25 protein-coding genes, 4 tRNA genes and 2 pseudogenes are annotated in these 24,461 nt (G+C 57.3%); 13 read left to right on the plus strand and 18 right to left on the minus strand.

Annotated elements, in window-relative coordinates; translation table 11 throughout:
- The 3 genes from RRH01S_RS27285 to RRH01S_RS27295 all read left to right on the plus strand — a co-directional run bounded on the left by RRH01S_RS27285 (nt 1) and on the right by RRH01S_RS27295 (nt 2,338).
- Entirely contained in the window at nt 1-1,155 is a 1,155-nt protein-coding gene (locus RRH01S_RS27285; protein ID WP_012651347.1) for an amino acid ABC transporter permease, read from the plus strand.
- 18 nt (nt 1,156-1,173) lie between these two features.
- Nucleotides 1,174-1,947 (plus strand): amino acid ABC transporter ATP-binding protein, encoded by a 774-nt coding sequence (locus tag RRH01S_RS27290; RefSeq protein ID WP_007693375.1) that lies wholly within the window; start codon nt 1,174-1,176, stop codon nt 1,945-1,947.
- A gap of 151 nt (nt 1,948-2,098) precedes the next feature.
- The gene (locus RRH01S_RS27295) at nt 2,099-2,338 is read left to right on the plus strand and encodes a hypothetical protein (protein WP_012651345.1); all 240 of its coding nucleotides are present in this window, start codon (nt 2,099-2,101) and stop codon (nt 2,336-2,338) included.
- 31 nt (nt 2,339-2,369) lie between these two features.
- On the opposite strand, the gene RRH01S_RS27300 is transcribed toward RRH01S_RS27295, so the two are convergent.
- The gene (locus RRH01S_RS27300) at nt 2,370-2,837 is read right to left on the minus strand and encodes an Lrp/AsnC family transcriptional regulator (RefSeq protein ID WP_202033042.1); all 468 of its coding nucleotides are present in this window, start codon (nt 2,835-2,837) and stop codon (nt 2,370-2,372) included.
- 104 nt (nt 2,838-2,941) lie between these two features.
- On the opposite strand from RRH01S_RS27300, the gene RRH01S_RS27305 reads away from it, so the two are divergent.
- A complete protein-coding gene (locus tag RRH01S_RS27305; RefSeq protein ID WP_042475580.1) occupies nt 2,942-3,550 on the plus strand; it encodes a LysE family translocator in 609 nt (202 codons plus the stop codon).
- Nucleotides 3,551-3,637: 87 nt separating this feature from the next.
- Entirely contained in the window at nt 3,638-3,799 is a 162-nt protein-coding gene (locus RRH01S_RS34540; RefSeq protein ID WP_155293906.1) for a hypothetical protein, read from the plus strand.
- A gap of 40 nt (nt 3,800-3,839) precedes the next feature.
- On the opposite strand, the gene RRH01S_RS27310 is transcribed toward RRH01S_RS34540, so the two are convergent.
- The 5 genes from RRH01S_RS27310 to RRH01S_RS27330 all read right to left on the minus strand — a co-directional run bounded on the left by RRH01S_RS27310 (nt 3,840) and on the right by RRH01S_RS27330 (nt 5,788).
- A tRNA-Arg gene (locus RRH01S_RS27310) sits at nt 3,840-3,916 on the minus strand.
- A 95-nt stretch (nt 3,917-4,011) separates the two neighbouring features.
- Complete coding sequence (locus tag RRH01S_RS27315) at nt 4,012-4,317, minus strand: ETC complex I subunit (protein WP_007691017.1); 306 nt, start codon at nt 4,315-4,317, stop codon at nt 4,012-4,014.
- Between the two features lie 176 nt (nt 4,318-4,493).
- Nucleotides 4,494-4,570: transfer RNA gene (locus tag RRH01S_RS27320), tRNA-Pro, on the minus strand.
- A 125-nt stretch (nt 4,571-4,695) separates the two neighbouring features.
- The gene (locus tag RRH01S_RS27325) at nt 4,696-5,208 is read right to left on the minus strand and encodes a DUF192 domain-containing protein (RefSeq protein ID WP_012651341.1); all 513 of its coding nucleotides are present in this window, start codon (nt 5,206-5,208) and stop codon (nt 4,696-4,698) included.
- A 1-nt stretch (nt 5,209) separates the two neighbouring features.
- Nucleotides 5,210-5,788 (minus strand): cold-shock protein, encoded by a 579-nt coding sequence (locus RRH01S_RS27330; protein ID WP_007691013.1) that lies wholly within the window; start codon nt 5,786-5,788, stop codon nt 5,210-5,212.
- Nucleotides 5,789-5,983: 195 nt separating this feature from the next.
- Between RRH01S_RS27330 and RRH01S_RS27335 the strand changes: the two genes are divergently transcribed.
- The 4 genes from RRH01S_RS27335 (at nt 5,984) to RRH01S_RS27350 (ending at nt 7,809) form a co-directional block, all read left to right on the plus strand.
- Nucleotides 5,984-6,424: a VOC family protein gene (locus tag RRH01S_RS27335; RefSeq protein ID WP_007691012.1), complete on the plus strand. Its 441-nt coding sequence runs from the start codon at nt 5,984-5,986 to the stop codon at nt 6,422-6,424.
- 208 nt (nt 6,425-6,632) lie between these two features.
- On the plus strand, nt 6,633-7,421 hold the full coding sequence (locus RRH01S_RS27340; protein WP_042475582.1) for a hypothetical protein: 789 nt from the start codon (nt 6,633-6,635) through the stop codon (nt 7,419-7,421).
- Between the two features lie 155 nt (nt 7,422-7,576).
- Nucleotides 7,577-7,651, plus strand: a tRNA-Glu gene (locus RRH01S_RS27345).
- Nucleotides 7,652-7,734: 83 nt separating this feature from the next.
- Nucleotides 7,735-7,809 (plus strand) — tRNA-Glu (locus tag RRH01S_RS27350).
- 83 nt (nt 7,810-7,892) lie between these two features.
- Here the strand turns inward: RRH01S_RS27350 and RRH01S_RS27355 are convergent.
- The 11 genes and pseudogenes from RRH01S_RS27355 to RRH01S_RS27405 all read right to left on the minus strand — a co-directional run bounded on the left by RRH01S_RS27355 (nt 7,893) and on the right by RRH01S_RS27405 (nt 19,398).
- Complete coding sequence (locus tag RRH01S_RS27355; protein WP_174018439.1) at nt 7,893-8,318, minus strand: recombinase zinc beta ribbon domain-containing protein; 426 nt, start codon at nt 8,316-8,318, stop codon at nt 7,893-7,895.
- Nucleotides 8,319-9,516: 1,198 nt separating this feature from the next.
- Nucleotides 9,517-9,753 (minus strand): hypothetical protein, encoded by a 237-nt coding sequence (locus tag RRH01S_RS27360; protein ID WP_085946425.1) that lies wholly within the window; start codon nt 9,751-9,753, stop codon nt 9,517-9,519.
- A gap of 592 nt (nt 9,754-10,345) precedes the next feature.
- Complete coding sequence (locus tag RRH01S_RS27365; RefSeq protein WP_012651339.1) at nt 10,346-10,891, minus strand: SMI1/KNR4 family protein; 546 nt, start codon at nt 10,889-10,891, stop codon at nt 10,346-10,348.
- A 117-nt stretch (nt 10,892-11,008) separates the two neighbouring features.
- Complete coding sequence (locus RRH01S_RS27370; RefSeq protein ID WP_012651338.1) at nt 11,009-11,506, minus strand: ribonuclease H family protein; 498 nt, start codon at nt 11,504-11,506, stop codon at nt 11,009-11,011.
- A 103-nt stretch (nt 11,507-11,609) separates the two neighbouring features.
- Nucleotides 11,610-12,560, minus strand: coding sequence for a phosphotransferase family protein (locus RRH01S_RS27375; protein WP_041722496.1), 951 nt, complete (start codon nt 12,558-12,560; stop codon nt 11,610-11,612).
- Nucleotides 12,561-13,344: 784 nt separating this feature from the next.
- The gene (locus RRH01S_RS27380; protein WP_012651336.1) at nt 13,345-13,989 is read right to left on the minus strand and encodes a flavin reductase family protein; all 645 of its coding nucleotides are present in this window, start codon (nt 13,987-13,989) and stop codon (nt 13,345-13,347) included.
- A gap of 1 nt (nt 13,990) precedes the next feature.
- A complete protein-coding gene (locus RRH01S_RS27385; protein ID WP_042475589.1) occupies nt 13,991-15,415 on the minus strand; it encodes a M24 family metallopeptidase in 1,425 nt (474 codons plus the stop codon).
- 52 nt (nt 15,416-15,467) lie between these two features.
- A complete protein-coding gene (locus RRH01S_RS27390) occupies nt 15,468-16,283 on the minus strand; it encodes an ABC transporter permease (RefSeq protein WP_012651334.1) in 816 nt (271 codons plus the stop codon).
- Nucleotides 16,276-17,106, minus strand: coding sequence for an ABC transporter permease (locus RRH01S_RS27395; RefSeq protein ID WP_012651333.1), 831 nt, complete (start codon nt 17,104-17,106; stop codon nt 16,276-16,278). The genes RRH01S_RS27390 and RRH01S_RS27395 overlap by 8 nt, the downstream gene beginning before the upstream one ends.
- Before the next feature lie 6 nt (nt 17,107-17,112).
- Complete coding sequence (locus RRH01S_RS27400) at nt 17,113-18,153, minus strand: ABC transporter substrate-binding protein (protein ID WP_042475608.1); 1,041 nt, start codon at nt 18,151-18,153, stop codon at nt 17,113-17,115.
- Between the two features lie 8 nt (nt 18,154-18,161).
- Nucleotides 18,162-19,398 (minus strand): annotated as a pseudogene (locus RRH01S_RS27405) (ABC transporter ATP-binding protein).
- 518 nt (nt 19,399-19,916) lie between these two features.
- On the opposite strand from RRH01S_RS27405, the gene RRH01S_RS27410 reads away from it, so the two are divergent.
- From RRH01S_RS27410 to RRH01S_RS27425, 4 genes are all read left to right on the plus strand, one after another.
- Nucleotides 19,917-20,846 (plus strand): ABC transporter substrate-binding protein, encoded by a 930-nt coding sequence (locus tag RRH01S_RS27410; RefSeq protein ID WP_042475593.1) that lies wholly within the window; start codon nt 19,917-19,919, stop codon nt 20,844-20,846.
- A 5-nt stretch (nt 20,847-20,851) separates the two neighbouring features.
- Nucleotides 20,852-21,733 (plus strand): amino acid ABC transporter permease, encoded by an 882-nt coding sequence (locus tag RRH01S_RS27415; protein ID WP_012651329.1) that lies wholly within the window; start codon nt 20,852-20,854, stop codon nt 21,731-21,733.
- Between the two features lie 90 nt (nt 21,734-21,823).
- Entirely contained in the window at nt 21,824-22,954 is a 1,131-nt protein-coding gene (locus RRH01S_RS27420) for a sugar phosphate isomerase/epimerase family protein (RefSeq protein WP_042475596.1), read from the plus strand.
- 175 nt (nt 22,955-23,129) lie between these two features.
- Nucleotides 23,130-23,876: a GntR family transcriptional regulator gene (locus RRH01S_RS27425; RefSeq protein ID WP_012651327.1), complete on the plus strand. Its 747-nt coding sequence runs from the start codon at nt 23,130-23,132 to the stop codon at nt 23,874-23,876.
- A 303-nt stretch (nt 23,877-24,179) separates the two neighbouring features.
- Here RRH01S_RS27425 and RRH01S_RS34050 read toward each other — a convergent pair.
- Nucleotides 24,180-24,461: pseudogene (locus RRH01S_RS34050) on the minus strand (tyrosine-type recombinase/integrase); the annotation flags it as partial.

The following is a 24,461-nucleotide window of genomic DNA, read 5'->3' on the forward strand; positions in this document are numbered from 1 at the left end:
ATGTCCAATACGAACCATAGTTTTGTAAGCAAAACCCTTCTTCCGCCGCAGCAGGCTCCGGCCAACGAGAAGGGTGTTGGGCACTGGATCAAAAAGAACCTGCTGGCGACGCCGAAGGACATGGTGTTGACCGTCCTCGCCATCGCCTTCCTCGCATGGGCCATTCCGCATATCGTCAACTGGCTATTCATCCAGGCGGCCTGGACCGGTGCCGATCGCACTTTCTGCGCAACGACGATACAGGGCGGCACCCAGCCAGACGGCTGGAGCGGCGCATGCTGGGCTTTCGTTAGTGCGAAAATCAACGTCTTCCTGTTCGGTCTTTATCCGCCCGAGGAACGCTGGCGGCCAATACTCGTCATCATTCTTGCCGTTCTTACTATCGCGCCATTGCTGATACCGTCGGTTCCGAGAAAAGGGCTGAATGTCCTCTTGGCGTTCATCGTGCTCCCGATCATGTCGTTCTTCCTGCTTTACGGCGGGTTCGGCCTCGATGTCGTGGAAACCCAGAGATGGGGCGGCCTGATGGTGACGCTGATAGTCTCCTTCGTCGCGATCGCAGTGTCAGTTCCGTTCGGCATCGTACTTGCGCTCGGACGCCGCTCCCAAATGCCGGTCATCCGCATGTTGTGCGTGCTCTTCATCGAGGTCATTCGTGGCATTCCACTGATCACAGTGCTGTTCATGGCCAGCGTCATGCTGCCGCTTTTCCTGCCGCAGGGCTGGACGATCGACAAGCTGCTGCGCGCCGTGATCGGTGTCTCGATCTTCACCTCGGCCTATATGGCTGAAGTCATCCGCGGCGGCTTGCAGGCGGTTCCGAAGGGCCAGTTTGAAGGAGCCGATTCGCTCGGCCTCGGCTATTGGCAGAAAATGCGGCTGATCGTTCTGCCGCAGGCGATCAAGCTGGTCATCCCCGGCATCGTCAACACCTTCATAGGCATGTTCAAGGACACGTCGCTGATCTCGATCATCAACATGTTCGATCTGCTCGGCATCGTCCGCCAGAATTTCTCCGATCCGAATTGGGCAAGTCCGGTGACACCGGTCACCGGTCTCATTTTTGCCGGCTTCGTATTCTGGCTTTTCTGCTTCGCTATGTCGCGTTATTCAGGTTTCATGGAACGCCATCTCGACACTGGCCACAAACGATAAAAACTGAGGGAAAATAATATGGCTGATGCCCAACCGAAAAAACTGACCATTTCCGATACGGAAGTCGCGGTTGAAATGATCAACATGAACAAGTGGTACGGCGATTTTCACGTACTGCGCGACATCAACCTCAAGGTCATGCGCGGCGAGCGCATCGTCATAGCCGGCCCGTCGGGCTCGGGCAAATCGACGATGATCCGCTGCATCAACCGGCTGGAAGAGCACCAGAAGGGCAACATCTTCGTCGACGGCACCGAGCTCACCAACGATCTGAAGAAGATCGACGAAGTGCGCCGCGAAGTCGGCATGGTGTTCCAGCACTTCAACCTCTTCCCGCATCTGACGATCCTGGAAAATTGCACGCTGGCACCGATCTGGGTGCGCAAGATGCCGAAGAAGCAGGCGGAAGAAATCGCCATGCACTTCCTCACCCGCGTCAAGATCCCGGAACAGGCGAAGAAATATCCGGGCCAGCTTTCCGGCGGTCAGCAGCAGCGCGTGGCGATCGCCCGCTCGCTGTGCATGAACCCGAAGATCATGCTGTTCGATGAGCCGACCTCGGCGCTCGACCCGGAAATGATCAAGGAAGTGCTCGACACCATGGTGGGCCTCGCCGAAGAAGGCATGACCATGCTCTGCGTCACCCACGAAATGGGCTTTGCCCGCCAGGTCGCCAACCGCGTAATCTTCATGGACCAGGGCCAGATCGTTGAGCAGAACTCCCCGAAGGAGTTCTTCGACAATCCGCAGCATGAACGCACCAAGCTGTTCCTCAGCCAGATCCTGCACTGATCAAGCAATTATCGGGCAAACAGAACCCACCGACTGTGACGCAGCCGGTGGGTTTTCTATTTGATGCGGCTTATCCGGCCATCGTCGCCATTAACCATCTTGACACCCGGAACGAACCGGAACATTGTGCGAACAAATGAGGACAAGCACGATGGCATCCGGCGAAAAATTCATCATCCTTCCCTACAAGAAGAACCGTGGAAACCTGGTTCCAGGCGAAATGCGCCAAGCCTCCAGCGCCGCCGGCGCCGAGAAGATCGCCTCCTCCATGTCCGCCCGCTTCATTGGCGTCGCAGCTTATGCAGTCATGGTCGACGAAGAGACCGGCGACATGACCGCCCCTCGCCTGCTGGCCCGGCACGGCGAGATCGCGGATCTGAATGCTGCTTGATATTGCTCACCAGCCAAGACGGATATAGCCTTTAGCGCAAAGGCAATGCATAGGTCTGCTTGACGATCTGGCTCGGCACATCCGTCTTGACGTTCTGGATGCCGTTGACCTTCGTTAGATGGATTGACTGGAATTGCCGATAGTCATCGAGGTCGGAGACGACGACGCGCAGCAGCGCATCGCTTTCGCCCAGCATGATGTAGCACTCCATCACCTGCGGCAGCCTCTTCATCGCTGCCATGAAGTGACCGATGGTCTCAGCATCCTGGGCTGTGAGCCAGACGCGGGCAAACATCGAGAGGGGCAGGCCCGCCTTGACTGGATCGACCACCGCCACGTAGCGGTCGATGATGCCGGCCTCCTCAAGCAGCTTGACCCGTCGCAGACAGGGTGAAGGTGACAAGCCCACTTCCTTTGCCAGTTCGATATTCTGGAGACGCCCATCGCGCTGCAGGGCACGCAAGATACGCTTGTCGATATCATCCAACCGCATTGGCATTCCCTACCAATAATCTGACCAATCGGAATTCTGATGCCAATTAATCAGCAAAAATTGGCGTCTTCGCAACCCGGTTGCGCGCCTTTACTCCTACGATGCCAATCATGGAGAACACAAATCTGCTTTTCTTCGCAGCCACCGTGCTGCCGCTCATCTGCACTCCCGGGCCGGATATGCTGTTCGTGGCATCGCAAACCTTGTCGGGCGGTGCCGTGGCCGGGTTGCGGGCAACGGCCGGCGTCTGCATCGGCTATGTGGTGCACTCTGCTCTCGTGGCACTCGGCGTGGCCGCCATCATCGCCGCCTCGCCGGCGCTCTTTACCGCTCTTCGCTGGATGGGCATCATCTATTTGGTTTATCTTGCAGCCCGGCTGATCGGCTCATCGATGACATCCGGCAAAATCACGCTATCGGCAGTGGCAAGCGCAAACCAGCTTCAACGAGGTTTCATAACGGCCGTCCTCAACCCCAAAGGCATGATGATCTACTTCGCCATCCTGCCGCAATTCATGCAGCACCAGGGCAACGTCGCGCTGCAGGCATCCATCCTCTCTGCGATCTTCATCGGACTATGCGCCGCCGTCTACACGATCCTCAGTTTTACGATCGCCACAGTCGGCGCACGCGCCCGCTTCAATGATCGCCGCCGGCGATGGATCGATGGAATAGCTGGCGGTCTTTTACTTGTCGCAGCCGGCAGGCTGGCCGCCTGAAAAGGCATATAGCGCACCGCCACGAACGCGATATACTGTCGACGGCTGCGCAGGACGCAGTTTTCACGAGGCGTTGGGGAACGGGGCGTGAAGAAGAGCGACAGGATAATCATGACACTTGCGCTTCTGGGCGCGGCGATCATCGTCATAAAAATGATCGGGGCGATGTCCGGATACGATCTGATCGAGATGGCTGTCAATGCGACCAGGCCAGCGGATAGCCGCGGCTGGCTCGCGGCGACACGCTGACGCGTGTCACCTATGTCTCCGGTATGGACCCAGCTAGAAATGGCGACCCCTGCAGGATTCGAACCTGCGACCACCTGCTTAGAAGGCAGGTGCTCTATCCAGCTGAGCTAAGGGGCCTTGAAGCCAAATCGCCGCGAGCTGGTCGCGGCGGGCATTACATGCCTGAAACTGCCACCAAACTCAATGGGCGGCGAATTTAATCAGCGCCGGCCTCAGTGAGTCCAGGGCTGGATGCGGCTGAAGCGGAAATTATCGGTGTAGGAGACCACCTGACGGTTGGCGTCCTTCGGAGCGATGACGCGGTATTCGATGCCCTCGCGCTGAGCATAGGCTTCGGCCTGTTCCTGCGTGTCGAAGGTCAGCTTGAGCTGCTGGCGCGTATCGGCCGAGGAGGTGTAGCCCATGATCGGATCGATCTTACGCGGGATTTCCTGGTCGAATTCCAGAACCCAGAGGTGGGTCTTGGCCTTGCCGGACTGCATGGCGGTCTTTGCGGGACGGTAAATCTTGGCAGGCATTGCTGCAGCGCCTCCGAATAAGCGGGACAGCCCGCTTCCTTGCTTCTCTTGTCTTCGCCCAGCCCTTTCGGACAGAGCGCATATGGGATTCTGCTTAGCCGCGAATCCCTTTGTTATCAAGCGAAAAGGCGGTTCAGCCTCATCTCAATCCATCGATAGTTCTAGGGGATTTAAAATGGTCGGAGTGGAGAGATTCGAACTCCCGACCCTCTGGTCCCAAACCAGATGCGCTACCAGACTGCGCTACACTCCGTACCCTTCCGCAATCTTGAGAAGATCGCGTCGCTCTGCTTGGCAGAACGAGTGGGGAGATACACGGTTCGCCCCGATGCTGCAACAGCTAAAATGGCGTTGAAGCAACGATCGCCGGGGATAAAGCTATTTGCCGTGCTTGGCGGAAAGGGCGGCGCTCGTTGCTTTATCGCCGACGGCAAGGCCAAGTTTCTTCACGACGCCGCCATTCAATTCGATGACGTAATCCACCGGACCGCCGGAACTGATGATCGCTTCCGAATAGGGTACGGCATTTTCCTGGATATGGGTGATGACGCCGTTCCTGTCCAGGAAGAGCATGTCCAGCGCCAGTTTGGTGTTTTTCATCCACATCATCACAGGGCGCGTTGTGCCGAAATCGAACAGCATGCCGTGATCGGCCGGCATCGTGTCGCGATACATCAGGCCATATTCCAGCTGCGGTTCGGTCAGCGCCAATTCCACCGTGAACTTGAGCGTCTCACCCTTCGCGGTCTTGATCGACAAAGGTTCGGATTCAAACTTGACCGTTTGCTCGCTCGCAGTCTGCGCGGCAAAGGTGGTCGGGACGGCGCCGCAAACAAGAAAAAGCGCCAAAGCGGCGCTTTTCAAAACGGTAAAAGACAGTCTTCCGGTCATCTCAATGCGGCCGCGTTGCCGGGCTCGGCGCATCCGGATGGATTTCCGCCGCCATCAAGCCCTTTTCGCCCGGTCCGAAGCGAACGAGAACCACCTGCCCCGGCCGCAGTTCTGCCAGGCCGAAACGACGCAGCGTTTCCATATGCACGAAGATATCCTCGGTGCCCTCGCCGCGCGTCAGGAAGCCGAAACCCTTGGTGCGGTTGAACCACTTGACCAAGGCGCGCTCAAGGCCGCTCGTCGCGGTCACCTGGACATGCGTGCGTACCGGCGGCATCTGCGACGGGTGCACGGCGGTCGACTGATCCATGGAGAGGATCTTGAAAGCCTGATAGCCACGCTCGCGGCGCTGGATCAGCGCGACGATGCGCGTTCCCTCGAGAATGGTCTGATAACCGTCGCGACGCAGGCAAGTCACATGCAACAAAACGTCCTGCATGCCGTTATCCGGTACGATGAAGCCAAAACCCTTGGCAACGTCGAACCATTTTACGACGCCCGAGATCTCAATGAGATCGACGGCTTCGCCCGATAACTCTCCGAAGTCGGCTATTCCCTTCGATGAAATTCTGTCACTCATCCTGGCCAGCCCTCGATTACGCGTCACACTGTTACGGTTAACTGATTCCTTGAAATCAAGTTTAACATCTTGGTAACGGAAATGCGCAAGTCCTAGTTTTGTTTATTCCCACTCTTGATTATCAAGCCAAAGTCTTGCCTGAAGCTGGTGTCCCGTTTCATGATCGGTCCAGCACAACATTAGAGAGGAAATAGAATGCGTTATCTCCACACCATGGTCCGCGTGACGGATCTCGAGGCGTCACTGCATTTTTATAGCACTCTATTCGGCCTCACAGAAACCCGCCGCTATGAAAACGAGAAAGGCCGATTCACGCTCGTTTTCCTCGCCGCCAGCGACGATGTCGAATCATCACGCAACAGCGGCGCGCCCAGTCTCGAGCTGACTTACAACTGGGATCCGGAGGAGTATACCGGAGGACGCAACTTCGGTCACCTCGCCTATGAGGTCGACGACATCTACGCGACCTGTCAGAAGCTCCAGGACAACGGCATCACGATCAACCGGCCGCCGCGCGACGGTCACATGGCCTTCGTGCGCTCGCCGGACGGCATTTCCATCGAGATTCTCCAGAAAGGCGCCAACCTTGCGCCTGCCGAGCCCTGGGCTTCGATGCAAAATACCGGCGCCTGGTAAAAGCAAGCTTTCGCGAGGCTTACGGCACGCGCGGAACCATCGGTTTCGCGCTTGCCAGCCATACCCGCTCTCCTGCATGCTTGGACGACTCGAAGCATCATGCATCGGATTTCGCGGGGTCCCATCGTTCCCAGTCAGCGTCGCGCGACATCATCGTCCCTCGCAAGAGGCCGTTCCGGTGCACACTCTTTAAAGCGGGGAACGTCCTTTGTGCGATCGGCAGATTCTATCCGGCAATGAGACGCGCGCAAGCGCTATTGCAATCGCCCTATCGTTTCTGATGCTCTCCGGCTGCGCGACGACAGCCGACAAGCCAAAGCTGGCGGCGGAGACCGCACCACCACCAAGCGCCGCCGAGCAGCTTGCCGATTCTCTCAACAGCAGCGCCGAGGCCAAGCGGCTGAAAGGCGACGCCGCCTATCGTGATCCGCTGGTTCGCAGCGTGCATGATGTGCGCCGGCAGATCGTCACCGAACAGGCAAACAATCAATCCGGCTACCCGCCGGCTCCCGCCACCGACGCGCCAGCCGGCATTGCCGGGCTGGTGACGCAACCGACGGCGGTAAACGCCAGCAGGAGCAGCATCTATGCAGCCCCCGCCCCCATCGCCGTCAATCCGGACGGAACACTCGCCAAGACGCAGCCGGACGCCGGGCAGCAGGGAATCACACCATTCATGCGCAGCGTCTATACCTTGCCGCCGGGTGCCGCACAGAACGTCGCACCGCCGCAGAATGATGGTGGCATGCCGGTAGGCCGGACCTCCGAATCCGTGCTTCCCCCACCCGTTATCCGCAATGCCGCCCCCCCATCGACAAGCCCGATGAAGCCGACAGCGGACGCCACCCCCTCGAAAATCATGCCCGCCCCCGGCTCTTCGGCCCACACGATCGACAGCAAGGAAGCGCTGATGCTCGCGCATATCGCCGCGTCGAAGGGCCAAGGCCCGGGCGCCAAGTCGCTGATCACGCCAACGCAAGGCGCATCGGGGCTTTGAGCCGCCCCTCCGCAGATCTCCACAACGTCCTGTTAAGGCAGGCTTATTCAAATTTCGCTGTCGCTTCATGCACCTGTCATTTTTTCGAAGAAAAAGCGAAATAGGCGCTTGCGGGAATGAAATCACCCCGCTATAAGCGCGCCACACAACAGCACGCGCCCTTCGTCTATCGGTTAGGACGACAGATTTTCATTCTGTAAAGAGGGGTTCGACTCCCCTAGGGCGTGCCACTGTTGTTCTCCCCTCCTCACAAGAATGCTTGTTCCGCTTGCGGCGGCTTTGCGCTATTCCTATATGCGAGCGAGCGCATCATGCGCCCTTCGTCTATCGGTTAGGACAACAGATTCTCATTCTGTAAAGAGGGGTTCGACTCCCCTAGGGCGTACCACTTAGGTTCAAAACTATGAACCGGAGAGGCTGGTCTTTTTGGGCTGCTTATGACCCTCTCGATTGTGCTTTTTTCCAACTATCCTAATAGCTGCGCCACCCCTGCTCGATCGAGTCGTACAATCGTTTAAGACGCGCCTCGTATTCGGTTACCTGTTTGAGTAATCCGCTCGCTCTAACGTCAACCTCCTTCGCTTTGATTGCCCTCTTACTCGACACCTCAGCAATAATTTGCTGCAAACGCTCGCCGGTAAACAGGCGCTGGGTCAAGTAGTCGGTCACCAATTCATCAAGGCTGTCCATCGGTATTTTTTGACCCTCACAAGCAACAGGTCCTTTTTTCATAAACGAGACGCAACAGTAGTAGCGATGCACTTTACCGGTGTGCGAAGTACCTGTGCCAATAGTCATAGTGCCGCCGCATCTGTTGCGTCGCGTCAGTCCGGTTAGAAGTATAGGCCCGTTGACGACGCGCGGCGGCGTGTTTGCTGGCGCTCGAGATTTCAGCAGGCCTGGACCTCATTAAACTCCGAGCGGTCAATGATCGCCTCGACTTGCACAATGATGCGGTCCCCTGGCGTCGGGCATCGGCGGTTACCCTCATACAGCAAGCAGCCACCAAAGCAGCCCGGTCAAATTCCACTGTATTTCGACCAGGACGCGCTACGCTTGAGCGACGCACCATGTTCTATGCTGCATCTTGTCGGTTCGTCGGCATGGAAAGGAACCGATCAGCGCGCTTACCTTCGTACAATTTTAAGCTGTTTATTATACGGATATATTAGAATGCTTTTTGCTGCCGTTGACCTGTAGAAATTTTCGAAAATAATTTACAATAATAGATAGTTATCGTCTTATAATAAGGCGAAATCAAAGACTCTGAGCCGAAATTTATTTTCAAATGAAAACTTCAACTTTAAGGGGAACTCACGTAAGCGTGAATGCGTTGCATCCGCTGTTAGTTTCGATTCCAAAGATTTTTCTCAGGTCAGCGCTGGGCTTCGAGAAGCCGATATAGAAGCCTCCTCACGTCCGGCGATCCAGCGCCCTCAAACTCCCTGGGGATTCCGACCAGCGTCCGTATTGAACGAGGGCGTGGAAAACATGGCGATGATCTACAAGTAACTGGCCTGTCATGGAAAGGCGACCATAGATTAGGGCGGCGAGGACAACGTGGGACCAGAGCACCGGTTACTGTCCATCACTCGAAAATCCGAATACCCTCTAGTTTCCACTCGATGAGAAATCGAATAACCTCTCTCTCTATTACAGATGGTCAAAGAGAGCATTAGAGATGTCTATGCAACCGATCTACTACGGGCTCACGAGGGCGGTTGCCTTGGGCATTCTGATTATTTTTCCCGCTGTTTTCTTTGTTTCCTGCTCGACGGTCGGCGGAACTCGCGGTCAATCTGGTCCCGCAACCGCGAGCAAATCGGCAGATTCCACCAACGCCAAAGACAAAGCAGCCGAGCGTCGGCGATGGTCTGAGAGAGTCGAACGCGATAATCAGCTAGATCCTAGCGGGTCGGCACCGGGCTCCTATGGCTCTTTCGGTCCTCGTTTCACTTGGTGAGCGATAGGTTTTTCAAACTGCTCTGTTGATGTCCAAACCCGATTGAACGGATTTCGTTCAACAATGAGTGGATACTCGTGCCGTGGTGGATAGACTTCGCGCAGCACGGGCGAAGAACCGTAATGGGAGGCGTCACGAGGCGTTGAATTTCACCGTCACGCCACGCTGCCGAAAGTAAGCCTGCAGTAGCTTCCTGCCAGAACGATTGTTATGCGCGAGCCTAGCCGGGTCGAATACGGCTTCCTTCAAACCTGCCCGCGTCAAGGCTGCCTTGAGATTCGCGATATATAAGTCGATGTCGGCATTGTCCGCCTGGAGCGATTCATAAATGCGGTTGATTGCATCTGCTACGGTCGGCTCGCTCACTATTACACTCCTGTTGTTGTTTCGGTGGCGCTTACCACATTTTTCGGCTTGACCTTATTGTGGTTAAGCATGTCCACGTCAATGAGTGACGATGGCGTGAAACGCCGCATTCGCTGTAGGAGGTGGGGCACCACAAGTCGACGAGCGGCCTGGCCTGGCCCCGCGTTTCACACGTCACGACTGCTTCGCGCCAGAAGCGGTCACCAGCTTGCTAGGTTAAACAACCTGTCCGGAAACATGGGGCAAGCCCACTCATGCCGTGCGATGGGAATGTTATGATCTCATCTGCGTCAACATGGCTGATGTTGTATGCAGCAGTTTTGAGGTAGTGCTCCCTCACGATAGATAGTGTCAATTAATAGCCTGGAAATATCCGAAATGTGGGATTGGTTCCCTATAGTCTTCTTTCCGCTCAAGCTTCTCGTGTTAGGCACGGGGATGTTCTTCGCCATCAAGTGGCATCGCGATCAAGAGAAGAAGAAATAACGAAACCAGCGGACCGTAAGCGCGCGCCGATTAGAGAAGCGCCGCCCATTTAGTCCGCTTAGGGCCAAGGGCGGACGAACGTCTCGACGGCTGCGGACGGCAACTGCCATCAGACCAGTTTGCCATACATCTCCAGCAAAGCGTTGAACGAGGGAGCAATCGGCATGAAGAAGCCATGCTCGATGAACGTGCTAATCAGCGCATCGGGCGTATTGGTCCAATCGGTATCGGCCTCTTCGAAATAGCCCCAATACATCTCGCCGTCCGTGTACATGATCTCGCCAACCCGTGAACCCTCCGTGATTTCTACAAAGGTACAAAAGTCGCCTCCGACGGCGATGGGCGGCGCGAAGTCGAGCAATTCTCTTCCAGATGCGTCCATCTTCGGAATAATGGTCAGAAGATCAGCGTAGTCGCGCCCATTTTCGACGCCATAGAAGGTATTGATGTCCGCCAAAGCCATACTCAGGCCAAGCTGCTTTACCCCATCGAAGTCGAACGTCGTGCGCAAACCGTTGCAGCGGGTCAGAAAGTGTATGTAGTCCTGTGAAAGATATACGCCGTGTTCATTCACCAAGCGTTCCAGAGCTGCTGAGGTTGCTTTCCCGAAAGATTCGACCCTGCCGGATCGGAGAATTGCATCCAGTGTTGTCATAAGCTCTCCTTTGGGCGGTTATCTCGAATTTTGTCAGACTTTTGCACTTGATCAAAGCATCGACGCAAAATCAGGAGCGTTGTGATTGCATCTTGTGCCGTACCCAGATGGCGCTCTTCATTCGCCGATCAACCGCCCACGCTGAGCCAATGCATCCGCTACTTCGTTGCCCTCAACACCGACGTGACCCTTGCACCACTTAACTTTGATAGTCGGGTTCTGATTGAGCAGCACGTCAATCGCTCGCCAGTATGCAGCATCTGCGACAGATCGACTGCGACCCTGCCCGTTCGGCGTCCGCTTTCGCCATTTGTTTGAACGCCAGATGTGCCGCCATCGAATGCAGCCGTTCACGGCATATGCGGAGTCGGTGTGGATGACTGCCTCCTCCCCGGCCGCATTATCGGCGAGCCATTCACACGCCTGCAAGATCGCCAGAAGCTCCATTGCATTGTTTGCCGTTCGCGCCTCGCTTCCAAACGCCGCAAAGACCTGAGCGGATCCGCGAAAAACCGCAAATGCCCAGCCGCCAGTTTTGGACACGGGATCGAACGAGCCATCCGTAAATACGTGGAGGAGTAACCCGAGGTCGGTGTAATCCAGGGTATCGCTCATGGCTGCTTCCGCATTCGTCAAAATTGTATAAATCTCGCTCAGGTGATGTGAAGATACCGTTTGATGCACCGCGAGAGGCCTCGTGTACTGCAAGTTGACGTCATCACGGCTGAACTCTGCAAGCCAAATCGAGATTGTATTCGAGTGCGAGCAGCATGGTTGCCCGAACTGCTGGGGCCGATCGCGTCTCGTTGCCGTTGAAAACGTTGCCGTGCTCTCCCATGAGGTCCAACAGGAGGACAGTTGTGTAAAGCCGAAAAAGCCAGTCGTCGGCCTGTCCGGCATGTCGAAGCCATGCAGACACGTAGCTCACGGGGCCACCATACGCCATCAAGGCGGCCAAGGTTAAAGCCGCTGGATAACGTGGATCGCCAAAGCCAAGGTCATCCACATCTACAATACCGCTGAACGCGCCCTCTCGCGTCACAATCACGTTCTTTGTCGTCGTATCGTGCAGGAAGGGTGTGGCTTCAATCCGGTCAATTTCGCCGCGTCTGGCAGTGACCTCGTGTCGCACGGCATCAACCAACCCGACGTCAAACAGTCCAGCAGATCCGATCCGCTCTCGCGAACGCGCAAGATTGGCAAGCAACACCTGCGACCATGCATCATTTGGCGCATGCTCTGGTCGTGCGGCATAGCCATATCGTCCTGCCGAGGCGGTCCTTCCTGCTATGGCCTGAGCATGTGCCACGCTTGAAGCAATTTTATCCAGCTTCTCTTCCGTGAGATCTGAGATGACCGAACCCAGATCCGAACCAGGAAAACGCTCAAGCAGAAGCCAAGGAAATTCCGCGTCGAGATCTTGGGCTAGAATTGCTGGAAGCGGCACACCTCCGGGACGTAGCAGGTGCGAAAGATAGACCGCCCCAGCCATCTCCACCCGGGCCGACGGATCGCCGATGCGCACAACAGCGGGAGATCGTTCAGCAAACTGAAGATCGAAAACGTAGTGCCTTGCGCCCGTCGTGAATCGTCGAACGGCGGCCGGGGCGCAACCTATGGCCTTTGATGCGATTGCGGCGGCAAGTTGGGCATCCGGTGCCTGCCGCATTGGGGTCTCCCATTCCATCCGTGGACGACTTATACAGCGGCATGAGAGCCGGCGTCGAACGCAATGCGCATTCGGCGTTATGCCTGATGAACTCGTTTCAGGAGGTGGACACACTAAGAGCGGCCGTGCCGCCCTTAGTAGCAATCCATCTCGACCTACCAAGCCTTTCGGCACACCGGCGTAACCGTGTGACTGGAGTTTCCTCCAGCGGGCTAGCGCTATCCGCAGTCAACTGCGTCAGTCGCTCAATCGCTAGCTGCCGTCCGTATCCCCACGGAACGACTGAGATAACAACACTCACAGTTCAAGAGTTCTTTCTACGCGGAATTTCGGTGATCCCGAGTTAAAAATCAAGGGGCCATGGGGTGTACACTGCCGATCTGAATATCAGGGCAGCGAGCTCCCAGCCCCGTGATAGGTGGCTTGCCGAGGAAACCCGGAAAATTTCGGTCTGCTGTGCTCCGGCGTCCCAGCAAAACCCGTGCTGCGGCGCTTAGGCATCAGCAATGATGTCGAGCTTTCGATCCAGAACTATCGGAAATCTCGGGCTTTCGGGAACGGGTCCGGCAGAGTAGCGGGTTCGAGACAATGGGACGCGGATATCTCTCAGCTTTACAGTGCGCTTTGGTTACTCGAATGGCAAGCAAGCGTCCCTATGCTACGAGTTAACAGAGGATCCAATTTTTCAGATGCAGATTAGGCTTCGCGCCCGACCAAGTGTCTGTCACGAGCGTCACCAAGAAAGCGACTGGAATCTTCATCCCACAGCAGACGTGGAATTGGGCTAGCGCAAAACCCACTCCTCCTTCGTCTGAGTCTTGATATCGAACTGGTCACGCGTCCTGGCGTAGGTGTGACCACCCATCCTCCCTACCGCATCCATCAACTGCTGATCGATATGCAGATTCGACGGGTCAATAGCATCGCTGCGAACATAAACACCAAGAACTTCGCCCAGGATGATTTCACGGGCCGGGCCGACCTGCAGGCTCGTGTGGCGGCGGCATTCGAGTGCTGCCGGGGCTGCGAGGATACGTGGGCTCTTGACCATCTGGCCGGGCGCGGTTGCCAGGCCGGCCTCCTCGAGTTCGTCCACCTCGGGCCCGAACTTGATGGCGCAGACCTCCATCTGGTCGACGAGCGCGTCGTCGCAGATATGCACCGTAAATTCCCCAGTCTCGCGGATGTTGCGGGCGGTATCCTTGAAGCGCATGTCCGAGTAATTTTCGACGCCGATGGCAACGATCGCCGGATCATGGGTCAGCACGTTGAAAAAGCTGAACGGCCCTGCGTTCGGCCTGCCGTCCCTGCTCACCGTCGTCACCAGCGCGATCGGCCGGGGAATGACCGTGCCGATCAGAATCTTGTAACGCTCGCGCTCGGTCAGCTGGGCGAAATCGAAGTGCGTGTGAGATTTGTTGTCGGTCATGTCAGGCCTCGACAGCGATGCGGTGAGTTTCAAGCGGGGTGTGACGGCTGAGGTTCTCGAAGCCATCCTTGGTGACGACGTACATGTCGCCGATATTGCAGCCGGCGGACAGTGGTTCCAGCCACTGCGCGTGCAGCACGAAGACCATACCCTCCTCCATCTCGTCGTAGTTGTGGGAAGAGATGTTGAAACTGTTCTGGCCACCGGCCATGCCGACCGAATGGCCGAGGTTGGGATTATGCGGTCCGTGAGTGGCTGGGTAGACATGCATGAGCTTGCGGCCCTGCGCTTCCCAGTCGATGTCCTTGACATATTGTTGCGGGATAAGGCGGGCGCCGCCGTCCTCCATCGGAGCCCAGTTATAGGGCATGGTTCGGGCTTCCGGCGATGTCAGCATCCCCCGCTCGATCATCGGCCCGAAGGCGGCGTTGTTGACATCGCGCATCAATGCGCCGGGCCTGATCAGCTTTTCCGCCCGCTTCACTCCCTCGGTGCAGGCGGCAAGCACCTCTTCTTGCCGCTTGGTGATATCGCCGACAGCGATCATCCGTGCCGTCTGCGCCGTGTAACCGCGATAGGTAACATTGGAGATGTAGAGGTTGATGAGGTCTCCCGGCCGAACGATGTGGCCGTAGGGCTTGCCGCAATGGGTGCCGAACTCGTTGATGCCGATCTGGTAGCCGTCGCCCGTCTCGCCACCGAGCGCGAGCTGAGCAAGGGTGAAAGCCGCGTAGATTTCGTGGTCGGTCACACCAGGCTTTGTCACATGATAGGCGGCCTGCGTGCCGATGCTGATCAACTGGGCGGCAGCACGGAAGATTTCGATCTCGCGCGGCGACCTCACCTTCTGCATGCGATCCAGAATGGCATTGTCGGCGACGAACTTGGTCTTCGGGAGCAATTCTTCGAGCGCTGCCCAGAAAGTCAGCGACGTCCGGTCGCCGATCCTACCGATCTGGGCCTTGGCAAGACCGAGATTGCCCAGAACCTCGGCGCATTTCTCGGCCGTCTTGATGACGGAATCACCAGGACGATCCGCATATTCCCTGCCGATCGGGCCGATCTGCCAGATCTCGTCGACGAGAACAGGTTCGCCTCCGGGCGGCAAAAGAACGGACTGGGTGAAGAAGGATAGCAGAACCAGCGCCTTGTCGGCGTCGGTCGGAATGATCAGCACGCCCTCGCGCATCCAGTCGCAGATATAGCGGAGATAGGCGCTCGAGGCGTGGAACCAGCCAACGCTGCCGGCGTGGACGATGATCGCGTCATGGCCGGCTTCGACAGCCTGACGGCGAATCCGGCGAAGGCGATCCTCGAACTCCTCAACGGGAAGCGGCAAAGGGGCGGAGAAGTCGAAATCCGGCTGGAAATCGGCTAGCAGCGATCCGATGCGATAACCGCCTGCCTGTGCAGAACGCATGTTCATGGGTCTATTCCTTACAAGTTCAAATATCTTGGTGGGTTCGGGCCGTTCAGGCCTACCGGGGTGGTGCCAGAACGCGCCGGGCGACGAGTAGTCCGACCAAAGTCACAGCGATCAAAATTCCTGAGATCGCCGCGACCCGGACATCGAGCGATTCTTCGATCAGTGCGAACATGCGCAGTGGCAGCACCGTCGTTCGGGCATCCGCGAGGAAAAGCGAAACCGAGACGTTGTCGAGTGATTGGATAAAGACCAGAAACGCGCCGGCGAGAATGCCCGGCATCAGCAGCGGCAGGGTCACGCGCCGCAGCGTCATGAACCAGCTCGCCCCCATCACCGTCGAGGCTTCGGCAAGCGACGGATTGAGACCCTGCGCAACGACGGACGCCGCGCGATACATCAGCGGACCGAAGACGACGATATGGCCTGCTACCGTCAGCCAGAGCGAAGGCCGCAGGCCGATGAAATTGGCGACAATCAGGGCGGCAAGACCATAGACGAGGCTCGGCAGAACGAGCGGAGCCAGAAGCAAAGGCTCGATCGTGCCAACGGTGCTACGCTTCATTCGCGTCATGCCAATGGTCGCCGGCACCGCAAAGAGCAGTGATCCGAGAACGGCAAGGCCGGCGATCTTCAGCGAATTCCAGGCTGCGATGTGTTCCGTTGCGGACCTCACAGGGTCCAGCAGCGCTTCATACCATTTGAAGGAGAAGCCCTGTGGCGGATATTTCAGCGTCTGGCCTGATGTGAACGACATCGTCAAGGCGATCACGATAGGCGCGACGAGATAGATGACGCAGAGCCCACCAAAGCCGAAGACGAATGCCTTGTAGAGGAAAATCGGTATCGGGTTTTCGCGGCGATCAGGCATGACCAACGAGCCTCCTGTGACGGGATATCATTGTAAGTGCAACTAGCAGGCATCCCGTCGACAAGAGGAGAACCACCGCGATGGCTGACGCCAGCGGCCAGTCGAACAGCGTTCCGACTTCGCGATATATCAACTGCGGAACATAGACGTTTCGAGCGCCACCGATCACGGCCTGGGTGACGAAGGAGCTGCTGGTGCTGGCAAAGACCAGAATCCAGCCGGCCAAGAGACCCGGCAGCATGAGCGGCAACAGCACGGTTACCAGAATGCGCCATGGACCGGCGCCGGAGACCTGCGCCGCCTCGGTGAGCTGTACCGGCGTGCGCGACAGGATCGCGATCAGCGGCAGGATGATCAGCGGCAGGTCGATCTGGCACATGGCCATCAGCAGACCGAGTTCGGTAAACAGAAGGCTGGTCGGCATTCCCGTGAGACCCAGCGCCATCAACGTTTCACTGATCGGCCCCTGACGGCCGAGGATGACGATCCAGGCGAAGGTCCGAACAACGTTGCTGGTCAGCATCGGAATAAGGGTTAGAAAAATCAGGACCTGACGCAGATTCCGGCCCCCGTGCCAATAGAGCAGCGCGATCGGTACGCCGAGCAACGTGGTGCCGATCACAGTCTCGAGGCCAAGCCGCGCGGTGTTGACGAGGACGCGGAAATTGAACGCATCTCCAAAGAAGCGCGCATAGTGCTCGAGAGTTGCTCCGCCGGGACCGGCGAAGCTGAAACCGACGAGAACGGCGAGCGGCGTTGCGAAGAACGCCACGGACAGCAATAGCATCGGTACGACGTATGGGAAGCCGCTCGCCTTCATCATCTCACCTCAACCAGCCACCAGCGCGTCGAACTGGCGAATCCAGTCGGGACGGTGCTTGTTGATCGCGACCCAGTCCGGATAGACCATCGTCTTGATCTGATCGCGGGTGACATAGGCTTCAATGCCGGTCGTTAGCGCGACGTCCTTGTTCGTCGGGAACATCTCCGTCGGTGGCTCCTTAAGCTGATCCTGGGCTGCTTTGGAGATGGCGGCATCCATATAGGCGTATGCCGCATCAAGATTGGCTGTGCCCTTGGTCAGATGGATGTTGACCGGAGCTGCCGGCGATCCGGTTTCCGGGTGGGCAAATTCGGCGTTGAGACCAAGGCTCTTGAGGCGGGCAACATTGCCGGTCGAGCACATGAAGACGGCGATTTCGCCCTGCTGGAATAGCGTCATCTGATGATTGGTGCTGTCGACGACGCCCTTCAGATGCTCCGGATGATCCTTGAACAGCTTGAAGACGGCATCCATGTCGTCGGGACCGGAACCAAAGATCTTGGCGATTTCGGTATAGGCCATGACCGCCGTGTTCGAGGCAAAGCCTGTCCACGATACCTTGCCACTATAGGCCGGGTTCTCGAAGAGATCGCGATAGCCCTTCGGCTTCGGAACGAGATCGGGGTTATAGGCGATGCCGTTGACCTCGATGGTCACGGTCGGCCCATATTCGCCCTGAAACGACGGATCAAGCATTCCCCAGTTCTTGAGCTTGCTCGGATCGATTTTCTGGATCAGATCGTTCTCGATGGCGACGGCCATCTGGCCCGGCGACATCAGCAGCGTGTCATAGGGCGGGTTGCCGGGGCTCGCCATCACCTTTGCGAGCTGGTCCTGCGCGAGGGCCGGTGCGATCGTGAGATCGTAGCCAGCCTTCTGCACCATCGGAGTGAGGACGGTCCGGTAAGCGTCCTCCCAACTGCCTGGGAACGTGGCTGCAACCGCCCCGCCACCCGCAGCGCGCGCGGAAAGAGGAAGCATGGCTGATACGGCAGCGCCGGCGGCCAGAAAGCCGAAGCCACGACGGGTCATCTGAAAATCTTTCATCATCATGTTCACCTCTGTTGATCTGTTTCTTTACGGGGTGCTGTCCGGTTCAGCCGGAAAGGCGTGACACCTTGCAGTGTCGATCTCGGCAAATAATTGCGCTCCCGGCTCGGGGATGGTGGTGGACGGTCCTCTCACCTCGGAGGCGCGCAGACCCGTGCCGTCTTCGAGAACAAGGTCATGAACGAGAGATGGCCCGAGAGGCACGGATATCGTCATGTGCACCGGCAACGCGGTTCCATTCGGCCGCGTCGACAGACGAACCTCTTCAGGCCGGAACGTGATCGTGACCTTCGAACCGATGGTGAAGTTCAGGCGGCGCGGCAGCGCGAGTGTCTTTTCGTTCGCAAGGCCTATCAATGTGGTCTCGCCGTCGAACCGGAGTACTGTTCCATGCAGCAGATTGGCCTGTCCAATGAACGTGTTCACGAAAAGGGTCTTCGGCCGATCGTAGACGGTCATCGGCGTGTCGATCTGCTCGACATGTCCCCTGTTCATAAGCACCAGCCGGTTCGCCAGGCTTTGCGCTTCTTCCTGATCGTGGGTGACGATGAGCGTGGTGATGCCCAGCGTCTTCTGCAGATGAAGCAGTTCGACCTGGAGATCGAAACGCAATGCCCGATCGAGAGCACCGAAGGGCTCGTCAAGCAGCAGAAGTGATGGACGGCCCGCAATCGCTCGCGCAACGGCGACGCGCTGCTGCTGTCCGCCCGACAGCTCCCGCGGCAGGCGGTTGCCATAGCCGCCGAGCCTGACAAGAGACAGCATCTCCTCGACGCGAGCTTTCCGCTCAGGCCGTGGAAGCTGCTGGCAGGCAAGAGGATAGGCGATGTTTTCGGCAACGGTCAGGTGCGGAAACAACGCGTAGTTCTGAAAAACCATGCCGACACCGCGCGACCTGGCGGAGACATTTGCGAGGTCCTTGTCTCCAAGGACAATCTTCCCGGTCTTCGGCTGGATCAGCCCCGCGATCGCGCGCAGGACCGTCGACTTGCCGCAACCGCTTGGACCAAGCAGAGCGACGATCTCACCGGCTTCGATGTCAAACGAAACGTCGCTAACCGCATTCTGCCCACCGTAACTATGCGTGAGGCCGTGAACGCTCAGCCGCTTCCGTCCGACAACATTCTGGGTGTCTGGCATCTGGTTTCCCTGAGGTTGCGACGAGTACACGGATGGATGCGTGCTCTCCGGCATGAGGCGGAGACACGACTTGGAGAGGAGTGTTGCGTCGATCTTGTTCATGAGAGCTGAGGAGCAAGCTGCGTGCCAACTTTCACAACTGGCCATCAATCAGATCATAGTCACCTGAAAACAATGCGATATTTTTGATTTATAAATATTCGAAACTTTATAATTATTATATTTCGTCATCACATTCGAATTTTTAAACAGGAAATATTCCGTCCATCGAGCATATTTATTGAGCATGCCTGTGAGCGTTTTTTGATCGATCGGGCGAGTTGTCCGTTGTCGCGAGACATGGAATTGGGCGCGATCTGCGAACGAAAGGCGCCCACGTGGGTGCCTCGCCGGAACTGCGGTCGCCCGTGATGCCTACAGAATCGGTAATGAGGGTAAAAAATATGCAGATAATGTTCGAAACATAATTCGCACAATTATACGAATTAATGTTCGAATTATTTTTATTCGTAAATATCTATTCAATATCAAATAGATATTACAAATCATCTGCATTTGGCACGGCAATTGCGTGAAAGACCCCGAGAATTCATGAGAACAAAAATGAAAATGGGGATCACATGAAAAGCCTTCAGGGAATTTTTAAAATGGGGCTTGCCGCGACTATCGCCACGCTGATCGCCGTCTCTTTGCAGAGCAGCGCTGGCGGGACAGAGATAGCCCCCGGCACCGATGTTTCAAAGATGCCAGGCGTCGTGCTGACGAAGAAACTGGCTGAAGCCTTGCCGCCGGCCATCAGAACATCTGGCATCCTGAAAGTCGCGACCGACTTGACCCCACCGATCAGCTTCCACGCTGACGACGGCAAACTCGTCGGCATCGACGCAGACATCGCTGCAGCGCTGGGCATCATTCTCGGTGTGAATGTTCAAATGACCGATGTCGGCGCAGGCGCGGCAATCGTCCCATCGATTTTGTCCAAACGGTTCGACATCTCGATTTCCGGGATCAACGACGATCCGGAACTGGAGAAGCAGGTCGACGTCATCGACTACATGTACGATGCGACCACGATCATGACCATCAAGGGCAATCCTCTCGGCATCAAGAGCATGGCCGATTTGTGCGGCAAGAAAGTCGCGGTTCCGGTCGGCACCTTCCAGGCGAAACTGGTCGAAACGGCTTCGGCCAAGTGCCAGGCTCCGATCAATATCATGGCGATCCCGAAGATGCCCGATGTTCTGCAGGCAGTTCGCACCGGTCGGGCCGACGCGACCGTCAACGGCTATGCCACCAGCGTCTACACGACGGAAAACCAGACGGGGAACGGCAAGGGCTTAGAGGCACTTCCCGATATCCGCCTGGCCGTCGGCTACCTCGGCATGCTGACAGCCAAGGACAATCCGCAACTGCGTGACAGCGTCGTTGCCGCCTTGCAGCAGATGGTGGACTCCGGAGCCTACGAGACCATCATGAAGAAGTGGAGCCTCGGACCGCTGGCCGTGAAGACCGTCAAGGTCAACAACGCCGCAAGCATGCCTGTGGATTGACGGCCATGGCGCTGTTCACCGCTCAACCAATCACTCTTTCCCATGCCCCACGCGGCACGCGGCCGATCCAGTGGGGGCAGATCGCAATCGGTGCCATCGCGATAGCTGCGATGGCCTTCTTTGCCCTGATCGTGGCCCAAAGCCAAAGCATTCAATGGTCCGAGATTCCGCATTACCTCGTGCACCCCTCCATCCTGAGCGGCGTCCTGCTGACGCTTGAACTGATGGCAGGTGCCATGGTGTTCGGTACCGCGCTCGGATGCGTGCTTGCCGTGATGGCCACGAGCCAAAACCTGGTCCTCAAGGCCATGGCGGCTGTTTTTGTGTGGTGGTTTCGCGGTGTGCCGCTGATCGTCCAGATATTCTTCTGGTTCAATATCGCTCTCTTCATCCCACAGGTTGGGATAGGGAGCTTCACCATTTCGATCAACGATCTGGTGACGCCTTCGCTCGCAGGGTTTCTGGCGCTCGGGCTGCACGAAGCGGCAAACATGTCCGAGATTATCCGTGGCGGCCTTATGTCCGTCGATCGCGGACAGCGCGATGCGGCCGCCGCATTGGGGTTGAGACCGGTACAGCGGTTGCGCGCAGTTATCCTGCCGCAAGCGGCTCGCCTCATCATTCCCCCAACCGGAAACCAGGCCATCGGCATGCTGAAGGCCAGCGCCATCGTCTCGGTCATCGGCATGCAGGATCTGCTGACGCAGGCGCAGGCGATCTACGCCCGGAACTTCCTGATCATCGAGCTGCTGTTCGTCGCCTCGATCTGGTACCTCACAATCACGTCAGTCGCATCGATCGGCCAGCATTTCCTTGAACAGAGCCTTCAGCCGAAGGGTCACGGCTCTGCAAATAAAGCGCGCGGATGGTGGCGACGCACATCATGAACGCCGCGACATCGACAATCACGCACCGACCAATAGCACCAAGGATCGCCAGTGAAGCGCATCCGATCAGGAAACAGCAAAGGAAACGACATGAAATTGGGAATCGACGGCATAAAGCTGCCTGAGGCGAAGAAGCGTGGCCCGTTGGCAAGTCTTGAGCACGTCAAGGAGCTTGGGCTCGCCGGCATCTTCTTCAGCACGGCGCTGGACATGAGCCCCACGCTCGACCTCGGTGTCCTCAGGGATATCCGTGCGAAAGCCGATGAGCTTGGGCTTTATCTCGAAAGCGGCATCGGCAAGATCAATCCCTATTGCAGCGCCGAGGAACCGGCGCTGCGGGCAGCCGGCGGCGGCGACATCATTGCCGGTTTCACGCGCATGATCGAGGCCAGCGCCGCGATCGGCTGCCATGAGCTCTGGGTCGCACCAGGCAATTTCAAGGGCGAATATCGCGGCCGGCTGGCCAATGACCGCTTCCGCACCGACGTGACCTGGGAGGAGCAGTTGCTCGGGATGGAAAATGTCCTCCGGAAGCTCGCGCCCGTTGCCCGCGCCCATGGCACCCACATGAACATCGAGACCCATGACGAGATCACCTCTTTTGAGATCTTGCGATTGATCGAGAAGGTTGGCGCCGATTGCGTCGGCGTCGTCTTCGACACGGCAAACGGCCTGCAGCGCGGAGAACATCCGGTCTTCGCAGCCAAGCGCCTGGCTCCCTATATCCGCCAGACGCATATCAAGGATGCCTATGTCGGCCGTGCTTCAGGCGGTCTCGACTTCCAGACCAGACCCGTGGGCGGCGGTATCGTCGATTTCGCGACGATCCTTCCGATCCTTGCAGAAGCCAATCCTGCCCTGAACCTGTCGCTGGAGGTTGCCCAGTCTGTCGACGACAAGCCCCGCAAGGCCAATCCTCGCCAGTGCATTGAGATCGACGACCCAATCTGGAGGGCCGGCCACCCAGACCTGTCACTGGGCGAACTAGGTGCCTACATGGCCATGGTCGATACTTACGAAAAGCGGGTCGCATCCGGTGAGGTTCCGAATTGGGAAGCCTACGAAAGCTCCCAGTACGGCTACCCGACCTACGAAAGCCAATCCTATGGTTTCAATGAGACGATCGGCTTCATCAAACGATCGGCCAGCCACATCGAGGCGCTTTGCGCGGAAAAGGGGATCGTCTTGTCTTCGTCGGCAACGAAACAGAAGGCGGCCTAGTCTTGAGATACAAAGCGCTGGCGGAAATTTCCGCCAGCGTTTCCAATTCGCGTTGCCGTCCAAATTCACAGGTTGCGCAGAAACATTCTTATGGAAATAATTACAGTGCAAAGATATTCAGTGCGGCGGGTTACCGGACACGCAAGAAATGCTGAGGCTTGAAGTGGTGAAGGCAATGAGGAAGACGCGCCGTCAAAGCGCCAAGGCGATCCCGGCGGGCAACGGGTTGGCGGATAGTGCCGATAACAACGATGACGTTTCGGAGCGAATTCGTGCCACGCTGGCAGCCGCCATCGGCGAAGGTGCACTCAAGCCGGGCACGAAGATTCTGGAAGAGGCAATCGCAGAGCATTTCGGCGTCAGCCGAACGGTTGTGCGCGGTGCGCTTGGCGTTCTTGAAAGCGACCATCTCCTGGAACGGAAGAGAAATCGCGGCACCTTCGTCGCGGAGCCAAGCATCGCGCAGGCCAGGAACCTGTTCGAGGCGCGCCGAAAGCTCGAGGGACTTCTGCTGGAACTCGTGATTGCGCGGGCGACCACCGAACAACTGGATGCGCTTCAGAAGCTGACGGACGAGGAAGAGCACATCCATCACCATGGCGATGAGAAGTCCAAAACGGTTCTCTCCGGCAAGTTTCACATAGTGCTCGCCGAAACCGCTGGAAATCCTGTGCTGACGGAAATGCTTTCGAAGATCGTCGCACGGCTCTCACTGGTCATGGCCTTGTACGAGGAAGAGCCCAAGGACGACTGCGGCGCGGATCATCACCGCATGATCGTCGCAGCCTTGAAGGCTAAGGACTTGGCCAAGGCGCAGCAACTGATGGATCACCACTTGGTTGATATCGAGGGCCGCGTGCGGCTGACTGAAGGGCAAGGCGATCGGCATACCTTCCTTGCGGTGTTGGAGAGCTTCTCCTGATCACACAAAGGTGGCATCCAACGCCGCGCACGATGGGAAAACATAGGGAATTTCAAGGCCGTTTTGTTAAGTCATTGCAGTCATGTGAGAGTCTATGATCTGCTGGGCATCGACGTTGATATTAACAATCGAGATAGGACGGGATCCATGGCGAGACGTGGAACCGATCGCCTGGCAAGTGACCGCTTTGGGTGACACACGCGTCCCGCTTAGTGGCAGCCATGAGGGCGCATAGCCGCTAGATCGAACTGCTAAAACTGGAAACATTTTCCCCTATAGGTGCGGTCGCGGGGTCGCATTCGGTCAAATCTCTACATGCTCCGCTAGTTCCAGCGCATCCTCGATGTCCACACCAAGGTACCTGACCGTGTTCTCGATCTTGGTATGTCCGAGCAGGATCTGGATCGCACGAAGATTGCCCGTCGCTTTGTAGATCATCGCGGCCTTCGTGTGTCAAAGCGAGTGTGTGCCGTAGTCTTCGCGTCTTAGCCCGATTGCAGTCACCCACTCATCGACCAATCGGGCATACTGGCGAGTGCTGAGATGATCGACTCGACTGGGAAAGGCGTAGTCATCAATTGTTCC

The organism is Rhizobium rhizogenes NBRC 13257, assembly GCF_000696095.1.
GTDB classification, from domain to species: domain Bacteria; phylum Pseudomonadota; class Alphaproteobacteria; order Rhizobiales; family Rhizobiaceae; genus Rhizobium; species Rhizobium rhizogenes.

Coding starts and splice junctions, on each gene's coding strand:
- RRH01S_RS27285 (WP_012651347.1), top strand. CDS start 1: ATGTCCAATACGAACCATAGTTTTGTAAGCAAAACCCTTCTTCCGCCG.
- RRH01S_RS27290 (WP_007693375.1), top strand. CDS start 1,174: ATGGCTGATGCCCAACCGAAAAAACTGACCATTTCCGATACGGAAGTC.
- RRH01S_RS27295 (WP_012651345.1), top strand. CDS start 2,099: ATGGCATCCGGCGAAAAATTCATCATCCTTCCCTACAAGAAGAACCGT.
- RRH01S_RS27300 (WP_202033042.1), bottom strand. CDS start 2,837: ATGCCAATGCGGTTGGATGATATCGACAAGCGTATCTTGCGTGCCCTG.
- RRH01S_RS27305 (WP_042475580.1), top strand. CDS start 2,942: ATGGAGAACACAAATCTGCTTTTCTTCGCAGCCACCGTGCTGCCGCTC.
- RRH01S_RS27315 (WP_007691017.1), bottom strand. CDS start 4,317: ATGCCTGCCAAGATTTACCGTCCCGCAAAGACCGCCATGCAGTCCGGC.
- RRH01S_RS27325 (WP_012651341.1), bottom strand. CDS start 5,208: ATGACCGGAAGACTGTCTTTTACCGTTTTGAAAAGCGCCGCTTTGGCG.
- RRH01S_RS27330 (WP_007691013.1), bottom strand. CDS start 5,788: ATGAGTGACAGAATTTCATCGAAGGGAATAGCCGACTTCGGAGAGTTA.
- RRH01S_RS27335 (WP_007691012.1), top strand. CDS start 5,984: ATGCGTTATCTCCACACCATGGTCCGCGTGACGGATCTCGAGGCGTCA.
- RRH01S_RS27365 (WP_012651339.1), bottom strand. CDS start 10,891: ATGACAACACTGGATGCAATTCTCCGATCCGGCAGGGTCGAATCTTTC.
- RRH01S_RS27370 (WP_012651338.1), bottom strand. CDS start 11,506: ATGAGCGATACCCTGGATTACACCGACCTCGGGTTACTCCTCCACGTA.
- RRH01S_RS27375 (WP_041722496.1), bottom strand. CDS start 12,560: ATGCGGCAGGCACCGGATGCCCAACTTGCCGCCGCAATCGCATCAAAG.
- RRH01S_RS27380 (WP_012651336.1), bottom strand. CDS start 13,989: ATGACCGACAACAAATCTCACACGCACTTCGATTTCGCCCAGCTGACC.
- RRH01S_RS27385 (WP_042475589.1), bottom strand. CDS start 15,415: ATGAACATGCGTTCTGCACAGGCAGGCGGTTATCGCATCGGATCGCTG.
- RRH01S_RS27390 (WP_012651334.1), bottom strand. CDS start 16,283: ATGCCTGATCGCCGCGAAAACCCGATACCGATTTTCCTCTACAAGGCA.
- RRH01S_RS27395 (WP_012651333.1), bottom strand. CDS start 17,106: ATGATGAAGGCGAGCGGCTTCCCATACGTCGTACCGATGCTATTGCTG.
- RRH01S_RS27400 (WP_042475608.1), bottom strand. CDS start 18,153: ATGAAAGATTTTCAGATGACCCGTCGTGGCTTCGGCTTTCTGGCCGCC.
- RRH01S_RS27410 (WP_042475593.1), top strand. CDS start 19,917: ATGAAAAGCCTTCAGGGAATTTTTAAAATGGGGCTTGCCGCGACTATC.
- RRH01S_RS27415 (WP_012651329.1), top strand. CDS start 20,852: ATGGCGCTGTTCACCGCTCAACCAATCACTCTTTCCCATGCCCCACGC.
- RRH01S_RS27420 (WP_042475596.1), top strand. CDS start 21,824: ATGAAATTGGGAATCGACGGCATAAAGCTGCCTGAGGCGAAGAAGCGT.
- RRH01S_RS27425 (WP_012651327.1), top strand. CDS start 23,130: ATGAGGAAGACGCGCCGTCAAAGCGCCAAGGCGATCCCGGCGGGCAAC.